18 protein-coding genes and 1 tRNA gene are annotated in these 19,807 nt (G+C 69.9%); 6 read left to right on the top strand and 13 right to left on the bottom strand.

Features of this window, described 5'->3' with window-relative positions; translation table 11 throughout:
- Positions 1-8: 8 nt before the first annotated feature.
- The 7 genes from ACQPWU_RS49315 to ACQPWU_RS49285 form a co-directional block, all read right to left on the bottom strand.
- Positions 9-84, bottom strand: a tRNA-His gene (locus ACQPWU_RS49315).
- Between the two features lie 68 nt (positions 85-152).
- Complete coding sequence (gene orn, locus ACQPWU_RS49310; protein WP_433433292.1) at positions 153-746, bottom strand: oligoribonuclease; 594 nt, start codon at positions 744-746, stop codon at positions 153-155.
- Between the two features lie 68 nt (positions 747-814).
- A complete protein-coding gene (locus ACQPWU_RS49305) occupies positions 815-1,903 on the bottom strand; it encodes a DUF2510 domain-containing protein (RefSeq protein ID WP_433433291.1) in 1,089 nt (362 codons plus the stop codon).
- 49 nt (positions 1,904-1,952) lie between these two features.
- Entirely contained in the window at positions 1,953-3,290 is a 1,338-nt protein-coding gene (locus ACQPWU_RS49300; RefSeq protein ID WP_433433290.1) for a hypothetical protein, read from the bottom strand.
- A 20-nt stretch (positions 3,291-3,310) separates the two neighbouring features.
- Positions 3,311-4,996: a serine/threonine-protein kinase gene (locus ACQPWU_RS49295; RefSeq protein WP_433433288.1), complete on the bottom strand. Its 1,686-nt coding sequence runs from the start codon at positions 4,994-4,996 to the stop codon at positions 3,311-3,313.
- Positions 4,997-5,103: 107 nt separating this feature from the next.
- Positions 5,104-7,398, bottom strand: a complete 2,295-nt coding sequence (locus ACQPWU_RS49290) for a protein kinase domain-containing protein (RefSeq protein ID WP_433433286.1) — start codon at positions 7,396-7,398, stop codon at positions 5,104-5,106.
- Between the two features lie 43 nt (positions 7,399-7,441).
- Complete coding sequence (locus ACQPWU_RS49285) at positions 7,442-8,080, bottom strand: pyridoxamine 5'-phosphate oxidase family protein (protein ID WP_433433284.1); 639 nt, start codon at positions 8,078-8,080, stop codon at positions 7,442-7,444.
- Positions 8,081-8,115: 35 nt separating this feature from the next.
- On the opposite strand from ACQPWU_RS49285, the gene ACQPWU_RS49280 reads away from it, so the two are divergent.
- Both ACQPWU_RS49280 and ACQPWU_RS49275 read left to right on the top strand, forming a co-directional pair.
- Complete coding sequence (locus ACQPWU_RS49280; protein WP_433433283.1) at positions 8,116-9,543, top strand: PLP-dependent aminotransferase family protein; 1,428 nt, start codon at positions 8,116-8,118, stop codon at positions 9,541-9,543.
- Positions 9,544-9,697: 154 nt separating this feature from the next.
- The gene (locus tag ACQPWU_RS49275; RefSeq protein ID WP_433433281.1) at positions 9,698-10,405 is read left to right on the top strand and encodes a hypothetical protein; all 708 of its coding nucleotides are present in this window, start codon (positions 9,698-9,700) and stop codon (positions 10,403-10,405) included.
- Here ACQPWU_RS49275 and ACQPWU_RS49270 read toward each other — a convergent pair.
- Positions 10,386-11,507: a DegT/DnrJ/EryC1/StrS family aminotransferase gene (locus tag ACQPWU_RS49270; RefSeq protein WP_433433279.1), complete on the bottom strand. Its 1,122-nt coding sequence runs from the start codon at positions 11,505-11,507 to the stop codon at positions 10,386-10,388. The two genes, ACQPWU_RS49275 and ACQPWU_RS49270, sit on opposite strands and share 20 nt — an antisense overlap.
- Complete coding sequence (locus ACQPWU_RS49265; RefSeq protein ID WP_433433277.1) at positions 11,504-12,586, bottom strand: GNAT family N-acetyltransferase; 1,083 nt, start codon at positions 12,584-12,586, stop codon at positions 11,504-11,506. Before ACQPWU_RS49265 ends, ACQPWU_RS49270 begins: the two co-directional genes overlap by 4 nt.
- Positions 12,587-12,743: 157 nt before the next feature.
- On the opposite strand from ACQPWU_RS49265, the gene ACQPWU_RS49260 reads away from it, so the two are divergent.
- The 3 genes from ACQPWU_RS49260 to ACQPWU_RS49250 all read left to right on the top strand — a co-directional run bounded on the left by ACQPWU_RS49260 (position 12,744) and on the right by ACQPWU_RS49250 (position 16,115).
- Positions 12,744-13,772, top strand: coding sequence for a phosphotransferase family protein (locus ACQPWU_RS49260; RefSeq protein WP_433433276.1), 1,029 nt, complete (start codon positions 12,744-12,746; stop codon positions 13,770-13,772).
- Between the two features lie 55 nt (positions 13,773-13,827).
- On the top strand, positions 13,828-14,577 hold the full coding sequence (locus ACQPWU_RS49255; RefSeq protein WP_433433274.1) for an SDR family oxidoreductase: 750 nt from the start codon (positions 13,828-13,830) through the stop codon (positions 14,575-14,577).
- 149 nt (positions 14,578-14,726) lie between these two features.
- Positions 14,727-16,115: a GH39 family glycosyl hydrolase gene (locus ACQPWU_RS49250; protein ID WP_433433272.1), complete on the top strand. Its 1,389-nt coding sequence runs from the start codon at positions 14,727-14,729 to the stop codon at positions 16,113-16,115.
- A 66-nt stretch (positions 16,116-16,181) separates the two neighbouring features.
- Here ACQPWU_RS49250 and ACQPWU_RS49245 read toward each other — a convergent pair whose 3' ends face one another.
- A complete protein-coding gene (locus tag ACQPWU_RS49245) occupies positions 16,182-16,394 on the bottom strand; it encodes a DUF397 domain-containing protein (protein WP_360703399.1) in 213 nt (70 codons plus the stop codon).
- The gene (locus ACQPWU_RS49240) at positions 16,384-17,211 is read right to left on the bottom strand and encodes a helix-turn-helix domain-containing protein (RefSeq protein ID WP_433445497.1); all 828 of its coding nucleotides are present in this window, start codon (positions 17,209-17,211) and stop codon (positions 16,384-16,386) included. Before ACQPWU_RS49240 ends, ACQPWU_RS49245 begins: the two co-directional genes overlap by 11 nt.
- A gap of 114 nt (positions 17,212-17,325) precedes the next feature.
- Between ACQPWU_RS49240 and ACQPWU_RS49235 the strand changes: the two genes are divergently transcribed.
- A complete protein-coding gene (locus ACQPWU_RS49235) occupies positions 17,326-17,847 on the top strand; it encodes an ATP-binding protein (RefSeq protein WP_433433270.1) in 522 nt (173 codons plus the stop codon).
- Positions 17,848-17,858: 11 nt separating this feature from the next.
- On the opposite strand, the gene ACQPWU_RS49230 is transcribed toward ACQPWU_RS49235, so the two are convergent.
- Together ACQPWU_RS49230 and ACQPWU_RS49225 are read right to left on the bottom strand one after the other, a co-directional pair.
- A complete protein-coding gene (locus ACQPWU_RS49230; RefSeq protein WP_433433268.1) occupies positions 17,859-18,491 on the bottom strand; it encodes a GNAT family N-acetyltransferase in 633 nt (210 codons plus the stop codon).
- A gap of 52 nt (positions 18,492-18,543) precedes the next feature.
- Positions 18,544-19,761 carry a DUF418 domain-containing protein gene (locus tag ACQPWU_RS49225; protein WP_433433266.1) on the bottom strand — a complete coding sequence of 406 codons (1,218 nt, stop codon included), beginning with the start codon at positions 19,759-19,761 and terminating at the stop codon, positions 18,544-18,546.
- Positions 19,762-19,807: the final 46 nt, after the last annotated feature.

Below are 19,807 nucleotides of genomic sequence, written 5' to 3'. Positions count from 1 at the left end.
GTGCGCACTGGGGTGAGCGAAGGGACTTGAACCCTCGGCATCCAGGACCACAACCTGGCGCTCTGCCAACTGAGCTACGCCCACCATGAGCCGCCCTCGTATGGCGGCACAGGAAAAGTGTAGCGAAGTTCAGGAGTCTTTACGCCACTCCTTTAATCGCTGACACGCTCTGCCAGCGATCTCGCGGTCGCCGAGTCGGGCCCGGGCTGCGCCACGAAGATCGCCGCGCGGTAGTAGCGCAGCTCCCTGATGCTCTCCGTGATGTCGGCCAGGGCCCGGTGCCCGCCCTGCTTCTCGGGCGCGGCGAAGTAGACCCGTGGGTACCAGCGGCGGACCAGCTCCTTGATCGATGAGACATCGATCATCCGGTAGTGCAGATAGGCGTCGACCCCGGGCATGTCGCGTGAGATGAACGTGCGGTCGGTGCCGATCGAGTTGCCGCACAGCGGCGCCTTCTTCGCCTCGGGGACGTGGCGGCGGATGTAGTCGAGCACGAGCGACTCGGCCTCCGACAGCGTCACCCCGCCGGCCAGCTCGGGCAGCAGCCCCGAGGCGGTGTGCATCTCGCGCACGACCTCCGACATCTGCTCCACCGACTCCGGCGGCGGCTTGATGACCACGTCGACGCCCTCGTCCAGCTGATTGAGCTCGCTGTCGGTGATGACACACGCCACCTCGACGAGCGCGTCGCGGCTCAGGTCGAGCCCGGTCATCTCGCAGTCGATCCAGACCAGCAAGTCACTCATTCGATCTCCTCGCCCAGCGGCTCGGAGCAATCCGCCCGCTTGTTACCCCACCAGCCTAGTGCCACTCGTTAGGCGGGCTTGAGCGAGCCGAGAACCTTACCGAGCACGTCGGTGCCCAGATTGTCGGGTACGGACGCGTACACGATGGCAGGTCGCTCACCCTCACCGCGATCCATGAGCACGACCGCGCCGTTCTCCTTCTTCCACTTGTAGCCCTTCTCCGCCGACACCTTCGAGAAGTCGAGCTCGAACTGCAACACCCAGGCGTCCTTGTCGCCGATCTTCATCGCCTTGTCCTGCACGACCTTGGTCTCGTGGGGGAGCTGGTAGTACTGGGTGGAGAAGTCGACGAAGACCGCCTTGGCCGTATCGCCCATCCCCGAGGCGTCGGAATAGGGGTAGAGCTCGTTGAGCAGCCCCGTGTAGACGTTGCCCACCCAGTCGCCCTGGCCGTCGTACTTCGCCTGCGCGGTGGCCTGCACCGCGCTCGACCACGTCTGCTGGGTCGGGTCCGTACCGTTGATCTCGTTGGACGGGGGCACCTTCCAGCTGTCGGGCACCTGGAAGGAGAGGCCGGCCTGTTCGTCGGTGATGCGGCCGTCGACCGGCTCCGGCAGTTCGACGGTGCCCTGGGTGGGCGGCTGGCTGGGCGGCGGCTCGTTGCTGGGCGGCGGCTGCTGCTCGAAGGTGTCCGCCGGACTCGGCGGCGAGGCGGTCTCCGAGCTGTTCCTGTTGACGAAGAAGATGCCGGCCACCACGATCAGCGCGACCACCACCAGCGCGGCCAGCCCTCCGAACACCCACGGCATCGGGTTGCCCTGCTTGCGCGGCGGGCCGTAGCCGGGGCCCGGCAGGGGAGCGCCGGGCCACTGGGCGGTCGGGGTGGGCTGGCCGTAGGCCGACTGGCCGAACGTCGGCTGTCCGTACTGGAGCGTGGGGTTCGCGGGCGTCGCCGACCAGCCGGGGCTCGACTGCGGTTGCGGTCCGGAGCCCGGCTGGGGCTGGGGCTGGGGCTGCGGCCCAGAGCCCGGCTGGGGCGCGCCCTGCCCCGGCTGCTGCGCGTGTACGGCATCGGTCCACTGGTTGCCGTCCCACCAGCGGAGCTGGGGCTCTCCGTAGGGGTCTGGGTACCAGCCCGCGGGGGTCTGCGTGGTCATGCTGGCCAGATTAGTAAGAACCGCTTTGATATGCATTGCTGGGAAGGCATCAACACTTGTACGTGAAGCTCGCCTTGTCGGTGCGCACCGGTCCAGGCGTCAGGATCCGCAGCGTCGCGGTGGCCTTCACGTTGCTCTTCCCCTGCAGCGTCCACCGGAACGGCACTTGATAAGTCGTCTGGTCGGACTTTGTGCGCAGAGTTCCCTTGACAACCTCTTTGTCCAGATTCTTGCGCCATTCGTAGGTGATCTCGCCGGATGCCCCGTTGGTGACGACCGTGCCGGTGATCAGAACGGCCTTGCCGCAGCCCTGGGTCTTCTTCGGCGCCGTCACGTCGATCGACATGACCGCCAGCTCCGGCGAGTCGCCCGTGTAGAGCCAGGCCAGGATCGCCCCCGCCATGATGACGGCGAAGACGGCCGCGGAGATGACCGTGCGCCGCCGCCGCGCCCGCGAGGCCTTCTTCAGCCTGCTGCCGGGGCGGTGCTCGGTGGCGACCTGATCGCGCCCGGCCCGCCAGATCCGCTCGGCCGTCGTCTCGGGCCGCTGCACCTGTGTGCCGATCCCGGGCCCGAACTGCACGGGCCCCGAGGACCGGCCGGGTACGTGCAGCAGCGTGACGATGTCGCCCTCGTCCCTGGGCGGCAGGGTGGGCGGCGGCGCGTACGCCCGCGCCTGCGCGAACGCCGACCTCCCCCGGGCGGCCTGCGCCAGCCCTTCCCGGCCCGCCGCCTCGCCGACCAGTATGTCGCGGGCGGCGGCCAGGCCCAGCGTGGCGGCCGTGGCCGCGGCATGTTCCAGCACCTCGGCGGGACGCGGCCGGCCCTGCCCGAGCGAGGCGGCCAGGCCGCGCGCCAGCGAGGCCCACCCGGCCGCGTCCCGCTCGCGCGGGGAGGCCTGGCCGCGGATGGCGTCGGACAGGCCGCGTTCGGACAGCAGCGCGGCGCCCTCCGCCGTGATCACCACGGTGCCCGGGTGGACGGAGCCGTGGGTGACCCCGGCCGCGTGCAGCGCGAGCAGGGTCCGGGCGGTCTCCACCAGCACGGACACCGCGCCGGCCGGGTCGATCGGCCCGGTGGCGAGCAGGTCGGACAGGGTGGGGCTGACCGCCTGCGCGGTGAGCAGCCACACCTGGTCGCCCGCCGCCACCACGTCGGCCACCGGGATCAGCCCGGTCAGCCCGCCCAGCACGAGCCGCTGGTCGGTCATGACCGCGTGCACCACGCGGTCGCGTACGCCGGGCAGGCCGATGATCTTGGGATCGAACAGCAGCGCCCCGGCCCTGCGGCCGTCGGGTGAGATGGCGTCGATCCAGTTGCCGAGCTCGGTCATCCAGGTGTGCTCGGTGAGCCGGAATCCGGCGATACCGTGTGCAGGGTTAGTCATCGCCGTCCCCCAGGCGCGTCCTAGCGCTTCCTTCGGTGCCGTCCCGCCATACGGCGTTTCACCGCAAGTGTGACCGGAACCGCGCCGGACGTCATCAGGCCGAAGGCGACGAGCGCGGCCGACGCCTTGCTCGCGCGGTCGAGCCGCGGCTCCTCAGGCGTCGGCTCACCCTCGTCCGTCGGCGTCGGCTCGCCCTTGGTCGGCACCTCGCCTCCGGCGTTCCCGCCGCCCCTGGGGTCCTCGCCGGCCGTTTGCGAGGGTGCCTGGCTCGGCTGGCTCGGCTGGCTCCTTGGGGTCGTGGGGGTGGGCGTCGGAGCGGGAGCTGACGAGGACGGCGGCCTCTGGCCCTCGGGTTCGTTCGCCGAGCCGGTGATCTGGGGCTCCTCCGGTGTGGGAGTGGAGGTCGGCTTCTTGGTCTTGGTGGGCGGAGTCCTGACCGGGGTGGGCGTGGGCCTGGGAGTGCGAGTCCGCGTGGGCCGCGTGCTCGCGGTCGGCTGGACGGGCGGCGGGGGTGCGTCGCTCTGCGTGGGCGTCGGCTCGGGCGTGCTCTCCTCCGGAGTGGTCTCCTCGGGGGTGGGCGTGGGCTCCTCTTCCGTCTCCGCCGGCTCGGGCGTGGCCGGGGTGGCCGTGGTCGGCGTGACCGTGCTGGTCTGCGCCCGCAGCACCGGCTCGTCCGCCGAGACGTTGGCGATGACCACGGCCGCGGCGACCAGCACGCCGACGGCGCCCGCGCCGATGGCGATCTTCGCGGGGAGCTTGCTGAGGATGCGGGACGGGTCGCGGAACCGGGTCTCGGCCAGCGAGGTCTGCACCTGCTCGGGTTCGGCGAGCTCGGTCGGGAAGAGCAGGACCAGCAGGCCCGCGAGCGCGGCCAGGCGGCGGCGTCCGCGCTCCTCCCAGTCCGATCCGTACCCCTCGACCGCGACCGCCTCGAGCTCGGTCAGGAACGCCTCAGCGGACTCCGGCCGCTCGGCCGGGTCCTTCGCCAGGCCGCGCTCGACCAGGCTCCGGAGCGGCTCGGGCACCTCGTCCACCGGTGGCGGCGAGGCCTGGTGCTGGTGGGCCAGGGCAGCGATGTTGGACGCCCGGAAGGGGCGGGTGCCGGTCAGGCACTCGAAGAACACGACGGTGGCCGCGTACACGTCGGTCGCGGGCCCCGCGCGGCCGCCCGACCACTGCTCGGGCGCCATGTACGGCGGCGTGCCCGCCGCGCCGGCGCCCTCGCCCGCCCTGACCGCGATGCCGAAGTCCACGAGCTTGCTGGTGCCGTCGCCCTGGACCATCACGTTCTCTGGCTTGAAGTCGCGGTGCACGACGCCGATCGCGTGCGCCGAGGCCAGACCCTGGAGCGAGCCCTTGAGCACGGTCAGCGCCGCTTCGGGCCCCGTGGGGCCCTCGGACCTGAGGATCTCGCGCAGCGACACCCCGTTGATCAGCTCCATGACGATCGCCGCGCCCTGGCCGCTCTCGACGTAGTCGATCAGCCGGGCGTGGTACCTGCTCTGGAGCGTGGCGAGCAGCCTGGCCTCGTGCCGGAAGCGGGCGACGAACCCCACATCGGACCTCAGCTCGTCACTGAGGTACTTGATGGCCACCTCGACGCCGTCGTGGTGGCGCCTGGCCAGGACCACGCGACCGGCCGCCCCCGAACCGAGTTGTCGTACCTCGGTATAGCCGGGGACCCCCCACTGCCCATCACCGTGCATAACGGTTCTCCTCTGGAGTATTCCGGGCCCCCACCCTCATCAATCGGCCGTAGCTTAACCAGAGGGAACCGCTTTCCCGCTACCGGAATCCCCATTAGTCAGGAATGTCACTTGATGGTGTTATCTGAGCCAGGGCTAGGGGTCCTGCTCGGCTCTTCCTCCTTGGGACATTCCTCCGTGGCGCCGCCTGCGCTGTCGCTCCCGTTGCCCGCCGCCGGGTCGGTGGAGGCCGTCACGGACCACTTGGTGCCGCACGGCAGCTTGATGGAGTGGCTCAAGGTCCTGGTGTACGAGGTGTCGCCGGACAGCGTGACCGACTCCGAGCCGCCGCCCTCGCCGGCCGAGAACGACACGACGAGCCGTACCGGCTGGGTGTTCGACGTGGTCACCGAGACGGTCGCGACGAGCCCGCCCTCACTCGCAGCGGCCCTGACGATCGACACCCGCTCCACCTGTGGCGGGCAGGGCACCGTGGTCCGCGCGGTGGCGGTCCTGCCGCCCGCGTTCACCCGTACCGACAGCGTCGCGCCGCAGGGCCGCGACCCGAAGGTGTGGGTGAACGACCGCGAGTAGGAGGTCCGGCCGGACAGGCTCGCGGTAGGGGTGCCGACCGGGTCGCCGTCGACCGCGAACTCGGCCTGGACGGGGATCTCCCCGGTGCCGCTCGCGGCCACCCTGACCAGCGCCTCGGCCGTGCGGCCCGGCGCGGCGGGCAGGTTCAGTGAGACGCGCAGGCCGGTCACCCTCGTGGGGCATGGCGGCACGGAGAGCGAGGCCGACCTGGCCCCGCCCGGGGCCGCCGGGGAGGTGGTGACGGTCAGCGTGACCGTGCTGCCGCACGGGCGCTCGCCCATGTCCCAGATGAGCGCGCGGGTGTAGGACCTGGCGCCGGACAGGCGCAGGCGCTGGACGCGGCCGTCCGCGCCGGGGGCGGTCCAGGTCGCGGTGGCGGTGACGGCGGCGGTGCCGCTGGTGCGCACGGTGACCGTGGCGGCGGCGACCCCGTCCTCGTCGACCGTGAGGCCGCCCACGCTCACCCCGAGCACCTCGGTCACCGGCGCGGGAGTGGGCGTCGGCGTGGGGGTCGGGGTGGGGGTCGGCGTCGGCTTGGGGGTGGGCTTCGGCGTGGCCTTCTTGGTGGGTTTGGGGCTCTTGACCGGCTTGGTGGCCGACGGGGTGCTGACCGTGCTCTTCTCCGGACTCGTTTCCGGGCTCTTGACGGGTACGACGGCGTCACGCGTGCTCGCGGGCGTCTGCGGCGAGGGCGTCGCTTCCGGGGTCGTCTCGGGCGTGGACTCCGGCGTGGCCGGTGGGTCGGTCGCCGGCTCCGTCGTGACCTGCGACGGCGGTACGGCCGCCGCCGCGCCGATGGGCTCCGTGGGCGGCGACGACTGGCGGTTGGCCAGCACGACCACGATCACAGCCACGGCGGCCGCCACGGCCAGCGCCCCACCCATGGCCACGCGGGTCGTGTTCGAGCGCAGGCCGCGGAACACCGTCCTGGCCAGCGAGGTCGTCGCCTCGGGAGCGGGCGTCCCCGGCGTGGGCAGCAGGAACGCGAGCAGGGCCACGAGTGCCGCCAGCCGCCGTTTGCCGCGCTCCTCCCAGTCCTCGCCGTACGCCGCCCTGGCCGTGGCCTCCAGCTCCGCCACGAACGCGTGCGCGCTGGCCGGCCGCTGCGCGGGATGCTTTGCCAGGCCGCGCCTGACCAGCTCGCGCACCGGGTCCGGCGCGTCGTGGAAGGGCACGGGCGCGTGGACGTGCTGATAGCCGAGGACGCTCGGCTCGGTCGACCGGTACGGCCGGTGCCCGGTCAGGCACTCGAAGAAGACCGCCGTGGCCGCGTACACGTCGGTCGCCGGCGAGGCCGGCAGCCCCTCCCACAGCTCGGGCGCCATGTACGGCGGCGTGCCCTCCGGCTGCGCGACCGTGCCCTGCCGTACCGCGATCCCGAAGTCGACCAGCTTGCTGACCCCGTCGTCCCTGACGAGCACGTTCTCCGGCTTGTAGTCCCTGTGCACCAGCCCGAGGTCGTGCGCCTTGGCCAGCCCGAGCAGCGAGCCCTTCAGCACGGTCAACGCCGCCTCCGGCTCGGTCGTGCCGTTCTCGCGCAGCAGGGCCCGCAGGGAGACGCCGTTGATCAGCTCCATCACGATGCAGGCCCCGCCGGCGTCCTGGATGTACTCCCACATCGTGGCGATGTTCGGATCGCGCAGCGTGGTCAGCAGCCGGGCCTCCGACTGGAACCTGGACAGCGCGGCGGGATCGCGCCGCAGCTCCTCGGAGAGGTACTTGATCGCGACCTTGACCCCGGTCTCGTCGTGCAGGGCCAGCGCCACCCGTCCGCTGGCGCCCGCCCCGAGCTGCTTGACTTCGGTATATCCGGGAGCGCTCCACTCCATCGCCGTCTCCCATCAGGAGCAGGTAGTGCCCTGCTTAATGGAACTACTCCCGATGGAGGATGTGAACCGGCGGATCGATACCTTCTGGGAGCACCGGATCCGCCTCCGGTTCGCCCCATGAGGTGACCAGGGGCAGCACTCCGGCCCATACCGGCAGGTCGTAGTCCTCTTCCTCGTCCTTGGGCGCCCCGCGCCTCATCTTGACCGACGCCTCCTCGAGCGACAGCGCCAGCACCGCCGTGGCGGCCAGTTCCTTGCGCGAAGGCCGCCTGACGTAGTCCCACTGGCCGGGCGCGAGCTGCTCGGCCAGGGCCCGCAGCCCCGCCGTCCGCTCCTCGGGGTCCGTCACCAGCCTGGCCGGCCCGTAGATGATCGCCGAACGGTAGTTGACCGAGTGGTGAAAGATCGAGCGGGCCAGCACGATGCCGTCCACGTGCGTGACCGTGACGCACACGTCGCTTCCTTCGCCCGCGCGCAGCGACGTGGCCGCGGTGGAGCCGTGCAGGTAGAGGGTCTCGCCGATGCGGCCGTAGCCTGTGGGGACGACCATGGGATGGCCGTTCACGAGCACGCCCAGGTGGCAGATCAGCCCGGTGTCGAGCACCTCGTAGAGGTCGTTCCTGTCGGTGCTGCCGCGCTGCTTCTCGCGGCCGAGCGTGGTGCGGGGAGTGGTGGAGAGCATGATTCGACGGTAACCACGAAGTGGACCTATCCTGTATGGCCACTATCGAGCCCTTCGCGGAGACCACTTCCGTGCGTACCCATGTTGACCTGCCCATATCTCTCTCACGCGACTCGGACGCGCCGCTGACCGCGCAGCTCGCCGACTGGCTGCGGCATGCCATGCTCGACGGCACGCTGGCGCCCGGCGAGCGGCTGCCGTCCACGCGTTCCCTGGCGGCCCAGCTCGCGGTGAGTCGGACCGTGATCACGGAGGCGTACCAGCAGCTGTATGCCGAGGGCTGGCTGGACGGACGGCACGGCTCCGGCACGTTCGTGGCCGACATGGAGGTCACCGCGCCGCAGCCCAGGGAGAGCACGTACGTGCCCGCGCCGCCGCCGGCCCCGGCCGACTCGATCGACCTCACACCGGGCGAGCCCTGGGTACGCGACTACGACCGGGCGGCGTGGCGGCGGGCCTGGCGCAAGGCCGCCGACCTGCCGCCGGGCGCCTCGCCCAACCCGTACGGCCTGCCCCGGCTCAGGGAGCTGCTGGCCGAGCACTTGAGACGGGCCAGAGGCATGGCCGTCGGCCCGGAGAACATCCTGGTCACCAGGGGCACCGGCAACGGGCTCGACCTGTGCGCGCTGGCCCTGCTCGGCGGCGGCCGAGCTCCGGCACGGGCCGGAGTCGAGGACCCGGGCTACCACGTGGCGCGGACGGTGTTCGCGGCCAGGGGCGCCGAGGTGGTGCCGTGCCCCGTGGACGAGGACGGCGTGATCGTGGACGGGCTTCCCCGCGATCTCCGCGTGCTCTACACCACCCCCGCGCACCAGTACCCCCTGGGCGGGCGGCTGCCGATCCCGCGCAGGGAGCGGTTGCTGGCCTGGGCCAGGAGCACCGGCGCGACGATCATCGAGGACGACTACGACGCCGAGTTCCGCTACGACGTGGCCCCGCTGCCCGCCCTCTACGGCCTGGACCCGTCCAGGGTGGTGCTCCTCGGCACTCTGTCCAAGACCCTCGCGCCCGACGTGGGCGTCGGCTGGCTCGTCGGCGATCCGGAGCTGGTCGCCACGATCGCCCGCCTGCGCCGCAACATCGCCGACCGCACCAGCGGCCCCGTACAGCAGGCCGTGATCACCCTGCTGGAGCACGGCGACCTCGACAGGCACCTGCGCAGGATGCGCCTGGAGTACGCGCGCCGCCGCGCCGCGGTCGTCGAGCTCCTCGGGCCCGTCTGCCGCCTGCGCGGCGACACGGCCGGGCTGCACGTCCTGGCCGAGCTGCCCGCCTCCGTCGCACCGGACGTGATCGCCCGAGCCGGGGAGCACGGCGTCCTGCTCGACTCCACCATGCGCCACCACCACGGCCGGGCGCACCTGCACGGCCTGGTGATCGGGTACGGCTCCGCCTCGCTCGCCGAGGTCCGGCGCGGCTGCCGGATCCTGGCCAAGCTGATCCGCGACGCCCAGGCGCGCTAGCGCCCCGTCCCACCACGTCCCGCCTTACCCACCGCCCCCAAGCACCCCAGCCGGAGTACGGCGGGGTCACGGTCCGGTCCACGAGGATGCTCAGGCCGGATCTGAGTAGCCGAGCCCTCGTGCCATCCCGCACCGGCACAGCACCATGAACCGTATGAAATGGTGGCTACTGCTCGCGTCCCTGCTCGTCACCCTGCTCACCGCCTGGCTGATCCTCTACGCGGGCGTGGCGCTCTCCACGCTTGTCTCGCTCGCAGCCGGGGCGGTCAGCCTGCTCTGGCTGGTGGTCATCCTGACCGTCCCGTGGAACCTGTGCTTCGCCGCCCGCCACGTCGTCCACGAGATCCAGGTGTCCAGGGAGGCCGGCATCGAGGTGGCCCAGCACCGCGAGGACGAGGCCAGGCGCATAGCCCGGCGCATGCTCGTCCTCGCGATCTCCGGCCACGTCGTGTCAGCCGCGTTGATCGCGGTCGTGACGTTCTTCTCAGGGGCCCAGATCGGCTACTACTTCGCCGGGTTCTACCTCCTCGCGACCGGTTTCCGGCCGATCGCGGCGTACACCTCGCACCTGCGCGACCGCGTCAGAACACTGGGCCAGGAGGTGCGGTACCCGCGCGTGGACGCGATCGCCCTGCGCGGCCAGGTGTTCGAGCTGGAGACGGTCGCGCAGGGCCTGCGGCGGGACATCGAGGAGCTGACCGCCGCCCACCGGGCGTTGGAGCTGGCCGACCACGATCTGGGCCGCCGGATGACGCTCATGGCCCGCCGGTTCGACGAGACCGTGGACGGGCTGAGCGACAACCAGGAGGTGATCACGGGATTGAAGGCGTTCCTGCGGCTGGTCAGGGCGGACCCTGCGTAGGGGGCTCCAGGCCGCGCAGGACGGGGAGGGCGCGGCCGGCGTACACCGGATCGACCGGAAGCACGTGCCGCGCCCACCAGCGCGCGGGGGCGGGGTCAGGGGACGGCTCGGTGAAGGCGGGTGCGTAGTCGTCGTACGGCGGGTCGTACAGGTAACCCGTGGCCACCCCGCGCCGCTCCAGTTCGGCGATGGCCGCGTCCCTGTCGCGCACCAGCAGCGGGACGCGGAACAGCGGCTGCCGGACGTTGTCGCGCACGGCGGGAGCGGCCGTGGGCAGCTCGGCCAGGCGCGCGACGCCCGCCAGCCGCCGCCGGCGGTCCGAGGGCACCTTGGCCAGGCGCCTGGACTGGTACCGGCGGGCCACCGGGCCGCGGCGCGCACGGTAGTCGTGCAGGTCGGCGCGGACCCAGGGATCGAAGGGCGGCAGCTCCGGAGCGTGCTCGAGCGCCCGCTTCAGCAGTTCCGGGTCCAGGGGGATGCGGTAGCCCTCGCGCTCCTCCTGCATGCCGATAGCGCGCATGAGCCGGAGCGCGGGGCGTACGAGGTCGAGCCTGAGCGCCGCCTGGCGGGCCATCGAGGTGGCCACGCCGATCAGGTCGGCCCTCAGCGAGCCGGGGGCCAGCAGGGCGTCGCGGGCGCGTTCGAGCGCACGCAGGTCGGACTCATGCTCCACGGCCAGGACGCCGCCCGAGCCCGCGCCCGGGTGCTTGGACAGGCTGAACACCCCGGCCTGCCCGAACGTGCCCAGTGGCCGGCCCTCGATGCTCGTCTCCATGGCGTGCGCCACATCCTCGATCAGGATTTTTCCGGACAAGCCGGGGGCGTCGTCGGGGAGGCCGTACAGGTTGGTCGTCAGGACGGCGTCCACCGCGGCGAGGTCGGCGCGGGAGACGTCGATGTTGCCGTCGCGCGGGGACAGCGGCGCGATGACCGGGCGCAGGCCGGCCGCGAGCACCAGGAACAGGATCTCGTCGGCCGAGATCGGCGACAGGAGCAGCCGCTGCCCCGGCTCGCACCAGTGGCGTAATGCCAGGTAGAGGCCGAGGCGGTTGGAGGGGAGCGGCAGGCAGCGGCGGCCCGTCCGCTCCCGGATGAGCCTCACCCCTGCAGGACGGTACGGAGCCGCCCGTAGGTCTTCAGCGCCTTGTCGGCGGTCTTGTGCAGCAACGGGTTGGCCAGCACCGTGGCGCGCGTCTTGCGCACCGGCACCCGCATCATCCAGTGGATGCCCGCCGCCGCGCCGATCCTGGCCACGCGGCCCTCGGCCACCTCGAGCTGGCCCGTCTTGAGCTTGTCCTTGTACTCCTTCTGTCCCCGGCCCATGTCGATCACCTGGATGCCGTGCTCCGCGGCCTGCTCGGCCATCGCCAGGTGGTGGATGAGACCGGGGGAGTACTTGGCGAAATGGGGATCGTAGGCGGGGAACCACCCGGCGAGCGTCGTACGCGTACGCAGCCCGAAATGCCCGGCCATCGGCCGGTCGTCCACGTACACCATGTCCAGCACCCCGGCGAAGCTCTCCGACCGGGTCGCCAGCAGCCGCTCGACCAGCTCCACGATCCAGCGGTGCGCGAACCTGTCGGTGCGCCCCGTGCGACGGTACTGGTCGGTCTTCCAGCTGAGCAGCGTGTGGAGGGGCGCCAGATCGGTGGTGGCGTAGTCGTGGCGCATCTTCCCGGCCTCGCGCTCGAGCTTGCGGGACTTGGCCAGGGTGGACTTGTACGTCTTGCCGGAGTGTTCCCTGAGCTCCTCCGTGTAGCGGTCGTAGCCGCCGTGCAGGTCGATGATCGGCGACGGGTGCCGCTCGTGCCGCTCGCTCAGCAGCGGCTGGCCGGACACCAGGTGGTCGAACTCGTACACCGCGAGCCCGCAGGCCTTGAGCAGGCTACGCGGCTCGATCTCGAGGCCCTTGGCGCGGATCAGCCCCTGTGCGTCGGTCAGTCCCGCGGCGACCGGTTTGCCGATGCCCATGGGATGTCGCTCGAAGGGGAAGAAACCCACGATGTCAGGGCCGTCATAAAGAACGGCGACTCGCACGATATTTCGGAGCTCGCCCACCGTGATGGTGAATTCCGGTGACAGGAAGGGGCTGTCGAGCGAAGGATCCGCCTCCTGCAGGTCCCGCCATTGGCTCAGTTCGGAATGTCCCAGCTCATGGGGCAGGGCAAGGGTGACGCGCATGGGCTCCCTACCGTTGGCATGCCACTGTTTCGAGATTGAGGGGGGACCTGTACGGTCAGGGTAAAGGCTATTACTAGATGCGTCATTACCGCAGGTCCGGAACGTTACAGAACTCCCAGCTGGTGTTCAGGACCGAGTGACGTTCTAATGTGGGTCCATGACCGTACCTGGCATTGACCGGCCCTCTCTGGTCGCGTGGATGGGCCGGAACGTGCCCGACGCGGGCGAGCCGCTGTCCGTCTCGCTGATCTCGGGCGGCAGGTCCAACCTGACCTATCTGGTCGAGGCCCGCGACCGCCACCTGGTGCTGCGCAGGCCACCGCTCGGTCACGTGCTGCCCACCGCCCACGACATGCGGCGCGAGTGGCGGGTCATCTCGGCGCTGGCGCCCACGCCCGTCCCGGTGCCCTCGCCGGTCGCCTTCTGCGCGGACGAGTCGGTCATCGGGGCGCCGTTCTATCTCATGGGGTACGTGGAGGGGGTCGCCGTACGGACCAGGGAAGAGCTGGGCTCGCCTTCGCCGGGAAAGACGCGGCGGCTGTCGGAGCGGCTGGCCGAGGTGCTGGCGGCCATCCACGCGGTGGACTACCGCGAGGTGGGGCTGGGGGATTTCGGGCGGCCCGAGGGATACATGGCCAGGCAGCTCGACCGGTGGGGACAGCAATGGGAGCGGTCGAGGACGGCGGACCTGCCCGAGTACGACCGGCTCGTGGAGCGGCTGCGGGAGCGGCTGCCCGCCTCGTCCGACAGTACGCTGGTGCACGGGGACTACCGGCTGGACAACACGCTGATCAAGCTTGGCGACTCTCTGGAGATCACGGCCGTGGTGGACTGGGAGATGTCCACGCTGGGGGATCCGCTGGCCGATCTGGGGCTCACGTTGACGTACTGGCACGATCGGGGGGATTCGGAGCGGGCGGGGATTCCGGTGGCGGGGGATGTGACGGTGGCGCCGGGGTTCTTGAACTCGGCGGAGTTCGCCGCGCACTACGCAAAGGTGTCAGGCCGGGATATTTCGGATCTTGGGTTTTATGTGGCTTTCGGCAACTTCAAGCTGGCGGTCATCGTGGAGGGTATCCACGCCCGGTTCCGGCAAGGTAAGACCGTTGGGGAGGGATTCGACCGCATCGGCTCCGCCGTGCCCACGCTGATCTCCCGCGCGCATCGCATGCTCGACCAGCCCTGACCGTACGGGGGCGCTTGACCCGGGTACCCCTGATCCTCAGCCCTCAAGGAGCGCCATGAGCACTGTTGCACTCATCACCGGAGCGGCCAGCGGCATCGGCGCCGCCGTGGCGCGGCGGCTGTCGGCGGGCGGTGTCAGATGTGTCCTCGTCGACCTCGACGGCGAAGGCGTCGAGCGGCTGGCCAAGGAGCTGGGCGGCGTCTGGCTGGCCGCCGACGTCAGCCAGGAGGAGGCGTCCCTGGAGGCGGTGGCGCTGGCCGAGCGGCGCTTCGGCCGGCTCGACCTGGTCCATCTCAACGCGGGCGTCTCGGGCCAGGTGGACCTGGCGGACTTCGACGTGGCGCGCTACCGCCAGGTGGTCGGGGTGAACGTGGACGGCGTCGTGTTCGGGGTGCGGGCCAGTGTTCCGCTGCTCGTCCGGTCCGGCGGGGGCGCCATCGTGGCCACCTCGTCGCTGGCCGGCCTCGTGGGATTCTCCGGCGACCCGATCTACACCATGACCAAGCACGCCGTCGTCGGCCTGGTCAGGGCGCTCGCCGAGCCGCTGGCCGCCCAGAACATCCGGATCGGCGCCGTCTGCCCGGGCTTCACGGACACGCCGCTGGTGGCGGAGTCGCGGGAGATGTTCGTCAATGCCGGGTTCCCGCTGCTCACGGCGGAGGACGTGGCCGCCGCCGTCGAATCCGCCTTCTACGCCGACACCTCCGGCACGCTCCTGGTTGTGCAGCCCGGGAGGCAGCCGGTGCCGTACCGTTATGCCGGGGTGCCGGGCCCCGCAGGCGGCCAGCGCCCGCCCGCGCTCTGATAAACGGCAAGTGGCTTGCAAGCGGGACGATTAGCGTAATTAGGGCTGGAGCCACCCAGCTCTTGTACGTTCCCGATGTCCACAGAGCCTCGGGAAACCTCGCCGGTTCCCGAGCTCTTGTACATTTGCGCCAGGATGAGGAGCGTCCAGTGATTCCGACCGACGGCCGGCACGCGCGCCGGCGATCACCGTGGCCGCTCGCCCTGGGAGCGGGCATTCTCGCGGTCGTCCTGGTGGCGGGCATCATGGTGTACGCCTCGATGCGCACCAAGTCACGCAGCGTGTTCAAGGGCGACGAGATCGCCACGACGCTGCCCAGCGAGCCCGCGCCGCGGCTGGAGCAGCCGCCGGCGCTCGCGAACTGGCCGCGCTGGGGTGTCACCCACACCCAGTACAGCGCCGACAACGAGCCGCGCCGGGTCGTCGAGCAGGCCAGGGGCGTGCTCGGCCGCGTCCCGATGCTGCAGAACCAGCACATCATGGGCTGGGGCGTCGGCAACCCCGAGCCCAGTCCGGGACAGTTCAACTTCCGCGATCTGGACCGGCGGCTGAAGTTCATGGCGTCGTCGCGGGCCGTGCCGGTGATCACGCTGTGCTGCGCGCCCGACTGGATGAAGGGCGGGCAGGCCGGGCGTACCGACTGGAGCAAGAACCATACGGTCGCGCCGAAGCCAGAACATTTCGACGACTACGCCAAATTGGCCGTCAGGGTCGCCAAGCAGTATCCGACGGTCAAGCACTACCTGGTGTGGAACGAGTTCAAGGGTTTCTGGGACCCGAGCACGAACCGCTGGGACGCCGAGGCCTACACCGAGCTGTACAACAAGGTCTACACGGCCTTGAAGAAGGTGAACAAGGACATCCAGGTCGGTGGCCCGTACGTGCCGATCGAGAGCAGCGTGAAAGGCGGCCCGTCCGAACTGAGCGGCCCATGGGGCACGGTCGACCAGAGAGCCCTGGACGCGATCGAATACTGGCTGGACCACAAGAAGGGCGCCGATTTCGTCGTGGTGGACGGGGCCTCCATGACGAACGAGCGGGGCAATGTCCCCAATGACTTCGCGGCCCAGGGAAAGTTCAGCGCGATCACGACGTGGCTGCGGCAGAAAAGCCATGACCTGCCCGTGTGGTGGGCCGAATGGTACGTCGAGCCGGAGAATTCGGGCTGGTCGGAGGAGAAGCGCACGGCGGTGCAGGCGGCGGCGCTGATGGAGTTCGCCAAGAGCGGCGTGACCACCGCTCTCTACTGGAACCCGCAGCAGCGGGACGCGGGCGAGTGCGCAGGCTGCCTGTGGGCGCCGAAGGTCGGCGGGGAGATGCCGATGGCCGGCCTGCTCAGCGGCTTCACGAAGTGGTTCCCGGCCGGGGTGCGCGTGGAGCAGGTGGCGACGTCGGACGCCAAGATCAAGGCACTTGGCCAGGAGCGTCAGGTGGTGATGGTGAACACCTCGGACAGGCCGGTTTCCGCGACGGTGGACGGCAGGCAGGTGACGCTGAAGCCGTACGAGATCAAGTGGTCAGGTCGCGGTGGTGCCTGACGTGCAGGCTTCCATGAGTGAGGGGCTCGGAATGCGGATCGAGCCCCTCATCCACATCTTTTCCGGCTAGAAGTTGAATTCGCCCTTGTCCATGCCGTCCTTGAAGGCGGCCCATTCTGCTGCGGTGAACACAAGGGCGGGGCCGCTGCGGTCCTTGCTATCTCTTACGGCGACGCGTCCACCGCTGAGTGGCGCGACTTCGACGCAGCTGCCGCCGTTGCTCCCTGATGCCCTGGCCTTGCGCCACGCGGCAGTGGCCAGTTCGTTGTCAGTCTCCATACCTCTCCATCATCTCGCGAATGACCTTTTCGCTGACGTTCACCGGATGCGCCATGCTGCTCAACGCATCCCATCGCACGCCAAGGGCGCGGACCTTGTCGGTGCGAGTGATCACCTCTCCTGTTAGCGCGCTCTCCAGATAAGCGGCGTCTGGCGAGCCGTCCACCTGCGCGATCTCGAACGCACCCAGCAGGCCGGTGGTCATCCCTGCGGACAGGGGGACGATACGCACCGTGATGCGCGGGTGCCCCATGGCTGTGAGGAGGTGTGCAAGCTGCTCCCGCATCACCTCTGCCCCGCCGATAGGCCGATATAGCACGCTCTCGTCGATGAGGGTCGAATACATGGGTGGCTTCGGCTGGTCGAACACGGCCTGCCGCTTGAGCCGGACCTTGACGGCTTTCTGCACCTGGTCCCGAGTGGTGCCGGGCTCGCCGAGAAGAACCTGTTCGGCGTATCTCTCCGACTGGAGAAGTCCGGGGACAACCAGAGGCTCGGACGTGCGGATGGTGTGGGCTGTGGCCTCGATGCCCGGCCACGGTCTGAACCATGCCGGCCCCAGGTCCGTGTGGATATCGGGAAGTAGTTCCTTCAGCTCGCCGTTGAGCCCGAGAACGCGCTCTATTTCCTCCGTGAAGGCCTCGCTCGGCGTGCGCTTGCCCCGCTCGACGGCTCCGATTTGGCTCTCGCTGTAGGTGACTCCAGGAGCGGCGGCAAGGCGTTCCTGCGACAGGCCATGGCTTGTCCGAAACTTCCGCATTCGTGCGCCGTACTCCGCTCGCGCCCGTAGGCGAGGTTCTTGCCCGTTTACCGTCATATCATGCCCTTTTGACGTTGTCTCTGGCGCCCCTACAAAGCTCACACACACCATCAGCGGCAGTTGGAGGAAAGTGGAGTCTTCTTCCGGCACACAAAGTAATCGCACGGCGCCATGCTGTGCAGGGGCTACGGAGTTTTAGGCGCATGTAATTCTCACTGCGCCGACCGATCTTGTGCGCTTCGAGGTGATTCCATGCGGTCAGGCGGGACAGCTCCAACGCGACTCCGGCGTGCCACGCTCCACCAGGATCCGTACGCGCCTCAACGCGCCAGACTCGCCGTGAGAACGTGGCTGGGGACGACGCATCCCGCGCTGTACGACATCGAGCTCGTCGTCTCGGAGCTGGTGACCAACGCCGTCAAACACGCACTCAAAGGCCCTGATCGCGACTGGGTCCGGCTGCGTCTGGACGAGGACGCGTCCTGCGTCCGCCTGGTCGTGACGGATCCGGGCAACCCCGGGTCGGAGCCGGAATGCCGGCCGCTCCCGGCCGACTGGAACGACTGGATTCCGCGAATGAAGCAGCCCGGCGGCATGGGCCTTGCCACCATCACCGCGATCTGCGACGGGGCGTGGGGGACGTACCTCACCGAACGGGAAGAGCGCGTGGTCTGGTGCTGCGTGCCTCTGTGATCGTCTCCCCGTCAGCCCAGCCCGAAGTGCGGCAGGCACGGCTCCAGACCGTGGATCTTCACCGGCACCGGGTCGGCGAAGTCGGCCCGGTCGAGGCGCAGGCGTTGCTGGACCGCCCGCCGGCCGCGTACCTCGTCGACCGACAGCCCGTCGGGCTTGTAGCCGAGCCTGCGGGAGACGCCTAGCGAGGCGGGATTGTCCAGGAACGCGCTGGAGACGGCCGTCTGGGCCCCGAGCCCCGTGAAGGCCAGGTGGAGCACGGCGGCGCGCATCTCGGTGCCGAGGCCCTTGCCCTGGTGGGCGCGGCCCAGCCATGAGCCTGTGCTCACCTCGCGGGTGACCGGGAAGCTGCCCGCGGACAGATCCTGGGTGCCGACCACTTGGCCCTCGTGGACGACGACGAAGTTGCAGCACCACCGCTCGCGCTGCCACCGCGAGATGATTCCGAGCTGGTAGCGGATGACGTTCCCCGGCAACTCGTCGGCGGGGACGTCGGTCCACGGGACGCCGAAAGGCATCACGTCCGGATCATGAACGCCTTCCAGAGCCCGGTCGGCGAGCTCGTCGAGATCGTCCAGAGAGGGCAGCCGCAGCTCGAGCCGGGGCGTGGTCAGGCGTAGGTTGAGTACGGGCCAGTGGCGCATACCGGTCCATTCTTCCAAGCCTCGCCGGTGTCTTCACCCGAATTGATTCCGGTCATTCGGAGAGGGCGGCGGTGGAGGAGTGGCCCGCCCCGAACGCGCGGCTGGGGGTGGGTCTGCGCCAGTACGTGAGGAAGCGCAGCAGCCACTCCACCGGCCCATAGCGGTGGCTCTTGAGCCACCAATGGCTGTAGATGACCTGGACGATGAAGATGCCGATCGCCATCAGCACCTCAGTCAGCGGGCTGACCCGGTCCACGAGCGCCAGCCCGTACCCGGTGAAGATCAGCGAGCAGATCAGCGACTGCGCCAGATAGTTGGACAGCGCCATGCGGCCGGGCGCCGCCAGCACCCGCGCGACGCGCGGCATGTACGGCAGCAGCCGCAGGAACGTCGCCGCGTACGCCGCCGCCAGCAGCGGGGCCGTCACCAGATCCACGGCCTCGCCCCAGAACTTGTGCATCGCGCCGTGCCAGGCCGACAGCGTGTAGACGAACGCGCCTCCGAGCCCGATCGTGAACCCCACCCATTGCAGCGTGCGTAGTGTCCTGGTGTGGGCGGAGATGTTGCGCAGAACGCCCAGCTTGCCGACCGCGAGACCGATCAGGCACGCGGCCAGCACGGCCGGACCCTGGAAGAAGACGCGGAACAAGATGATCAGCGACAGCTTCCTGAGGTGCTCGGAGACGATCTGCCAGACGGAGGCCACCAGAGCGGTGTCCGACTTGGCGGCCTCCGTCGCCGTGTCGGCCACCGTGCCCGCCGTGTCCAGGCCGAACATGGCCAGCACGGCCAGCATCACGAAGCCGAGCGCCAGCATCGCGGTCAGCATCACCGCCAGCACCACGGCCGTCTTGGGCCTGATCTTGCGGAAGATCAGCAGTGCCAGGCCCACGGCGGCGTACGTCGTCAGGATGTCCCCGGGGAAGAGCAGCACGGAGTGCGCCAGCCCGATCAGGAGCAGCCCGGCCAGCCGGCGCAGGAACATCGGCCCGAACGGCCGCCCCTGCCGCTCCGCGGAGTCGACCTGGAGCGTGAAGCTGTACCCGAACAGGAAGGAGAACAGCAGATAGAACTTGTTCTCCACGAGCATCGTCACCACCCACCGCACGCTCCAGTCCAGTGAGGACTGGAACGCGGGCTCCGCCATCCCGGCCATGCGGTAGCCGGAGGCCAGGAAGGCGATGTTGACGACGAGGATGCCCAGGAGTGAGAAGCCACGCAGGGCGTCCACAGAAGCGATCCTCGCGGCCGCGAGTCGTGCATCGGACATGGCGGGATGTGTCTCCTGTGTCCTCATATCGGGTTACATCATCCCG

It is taken from the genome of Nonomuraea sp. CA-141351 (genome assembly GCF_050944675.1).
Taxonomy (GTDB): domain Bacteria; phylum Actinomycetota; class Actinomycetes; order Streptosporangiales; family Streptosporangiaceae; genus Nonomuraea.
Note: the sequence above shows the minus strand (reverse complement) of the source record. Positions and strands in the feature narration are given on the sequence as shown.

Bases quoted from the DNA above. Each gene is read 5' to 3' on its own strand.
- orn (WP_433433292.1), bottom strand. From the start codon at position 746: ATGAGTGACTTGCTGGTCTGGATCGACTGCGAGATGACCGGGCTCGAC.
- ACQPWU_RS49305 (WP_433433291.1), bottom strand. From the start codon at position 1,903: ATGACCACGCAGACCCCCGCGGGCTGGTACCCAGACCCCTACGGAGAG.
- ACQPWU_RS49300 (WP_433433290.1), bottom strand. From the start codon at position 3,290: ATGACTAACCCTGCACACGGTATCGCCGGATTCCGGCTCACCGAGCAC.
- ACQPWU_RS49295 (WP_433433288.1), bottom strand. From the start codon at position 4,996: ATGCACGGTGATGGGCAGTGGGGGGTCCCCGGCTATACCGAGGTACGA.
- ACQPWU_RS49290 (WP_433433286.1), bottom strand. From the start codon at position 7,398: ATGGAGTGGAGCGCTCCCGGATATACCGAAGTCAAGCAGCTCGGGGCG.
- ACQPWU_RS49285 (WP_433433284.1), bottom strand. From the start codon at position 8,080: ATGCTCTCCACCACTCCCCGCACCACGCTCGGCCGCGAGAAGCAGCGC.
- ACQPWU_RS49280 (WP_433433283.1), top strand. From the start codon at position 8,116: ATGGCCACTATCGAGCCCTTCGCGGAGACCACTTCCGTGCGTACCCAT.
- ACQPWU_RS49275 (WP_433433281.1), top strand. From the start codon at position 9,698: ATGAAATGGTGGCTACTGCTCGCGTCCCTGCTCGTCACCCTGCTCACC.
- ACQPWU_RS49265 (WP_433433277.1), bottom strand. From the start codon at position 12,586: ATGCGCGTCACCCTTGCCCTGCCCCATGAGCTGGGACATTCCGAACTG.
- ACQPWU_RS49260 (WP_433433276.1), top strand. From the start codon at position 12,744: ATGACCGTACCTGGCATTGACCGGCCCTCTCTGGTCGCGTGGATGGGC.
- ACQPWU_RS49255 (WP_433433274.1), top strand. From the start codon at position 13,828: ATGAGCACTGTTGCACTCATCACCGGAGCGGCCAGCGGCATCGGCGCC.
- ACQPWU_RS49245 (WP_360703399.1), bottom strand. From the start codon at position 16,394: ATGGAGACTGACAACGAACTGGCCACTGCCGCGTGGCGCAAGGCCAGG.
- ACQPWU_RS49240 (WP_433445497.1), bottom strand. From the start codon at position 17,211: ATGACGGTAAACGGGCAAGAACCTCGCCTACGGGCGCGAGCGGAGTAC.
- ACQPWU_RS49235 (WP_433433270.1), top strand. From the start codon at position 17,326: ATGCTGTGCAGGGGCTACGGAGTTTTAGGCGCATGTAATTCTCACTGC.
- ACQPWU_RS49230 (WP_433433268.1), bottom strand. From the start codon at position 18,491: ATGCGCCACTGGCCCGTACTCAACCTACGCCTGACCACGCCCCGGCTC.
- ACQPWU_RS49225 (WP_433433266.1), bottom strand. From the start codon at position 19,761: ATGTCCGATGCACGACTCGCGGCCGCGAGGATCGCTTCTGTGGACGCC.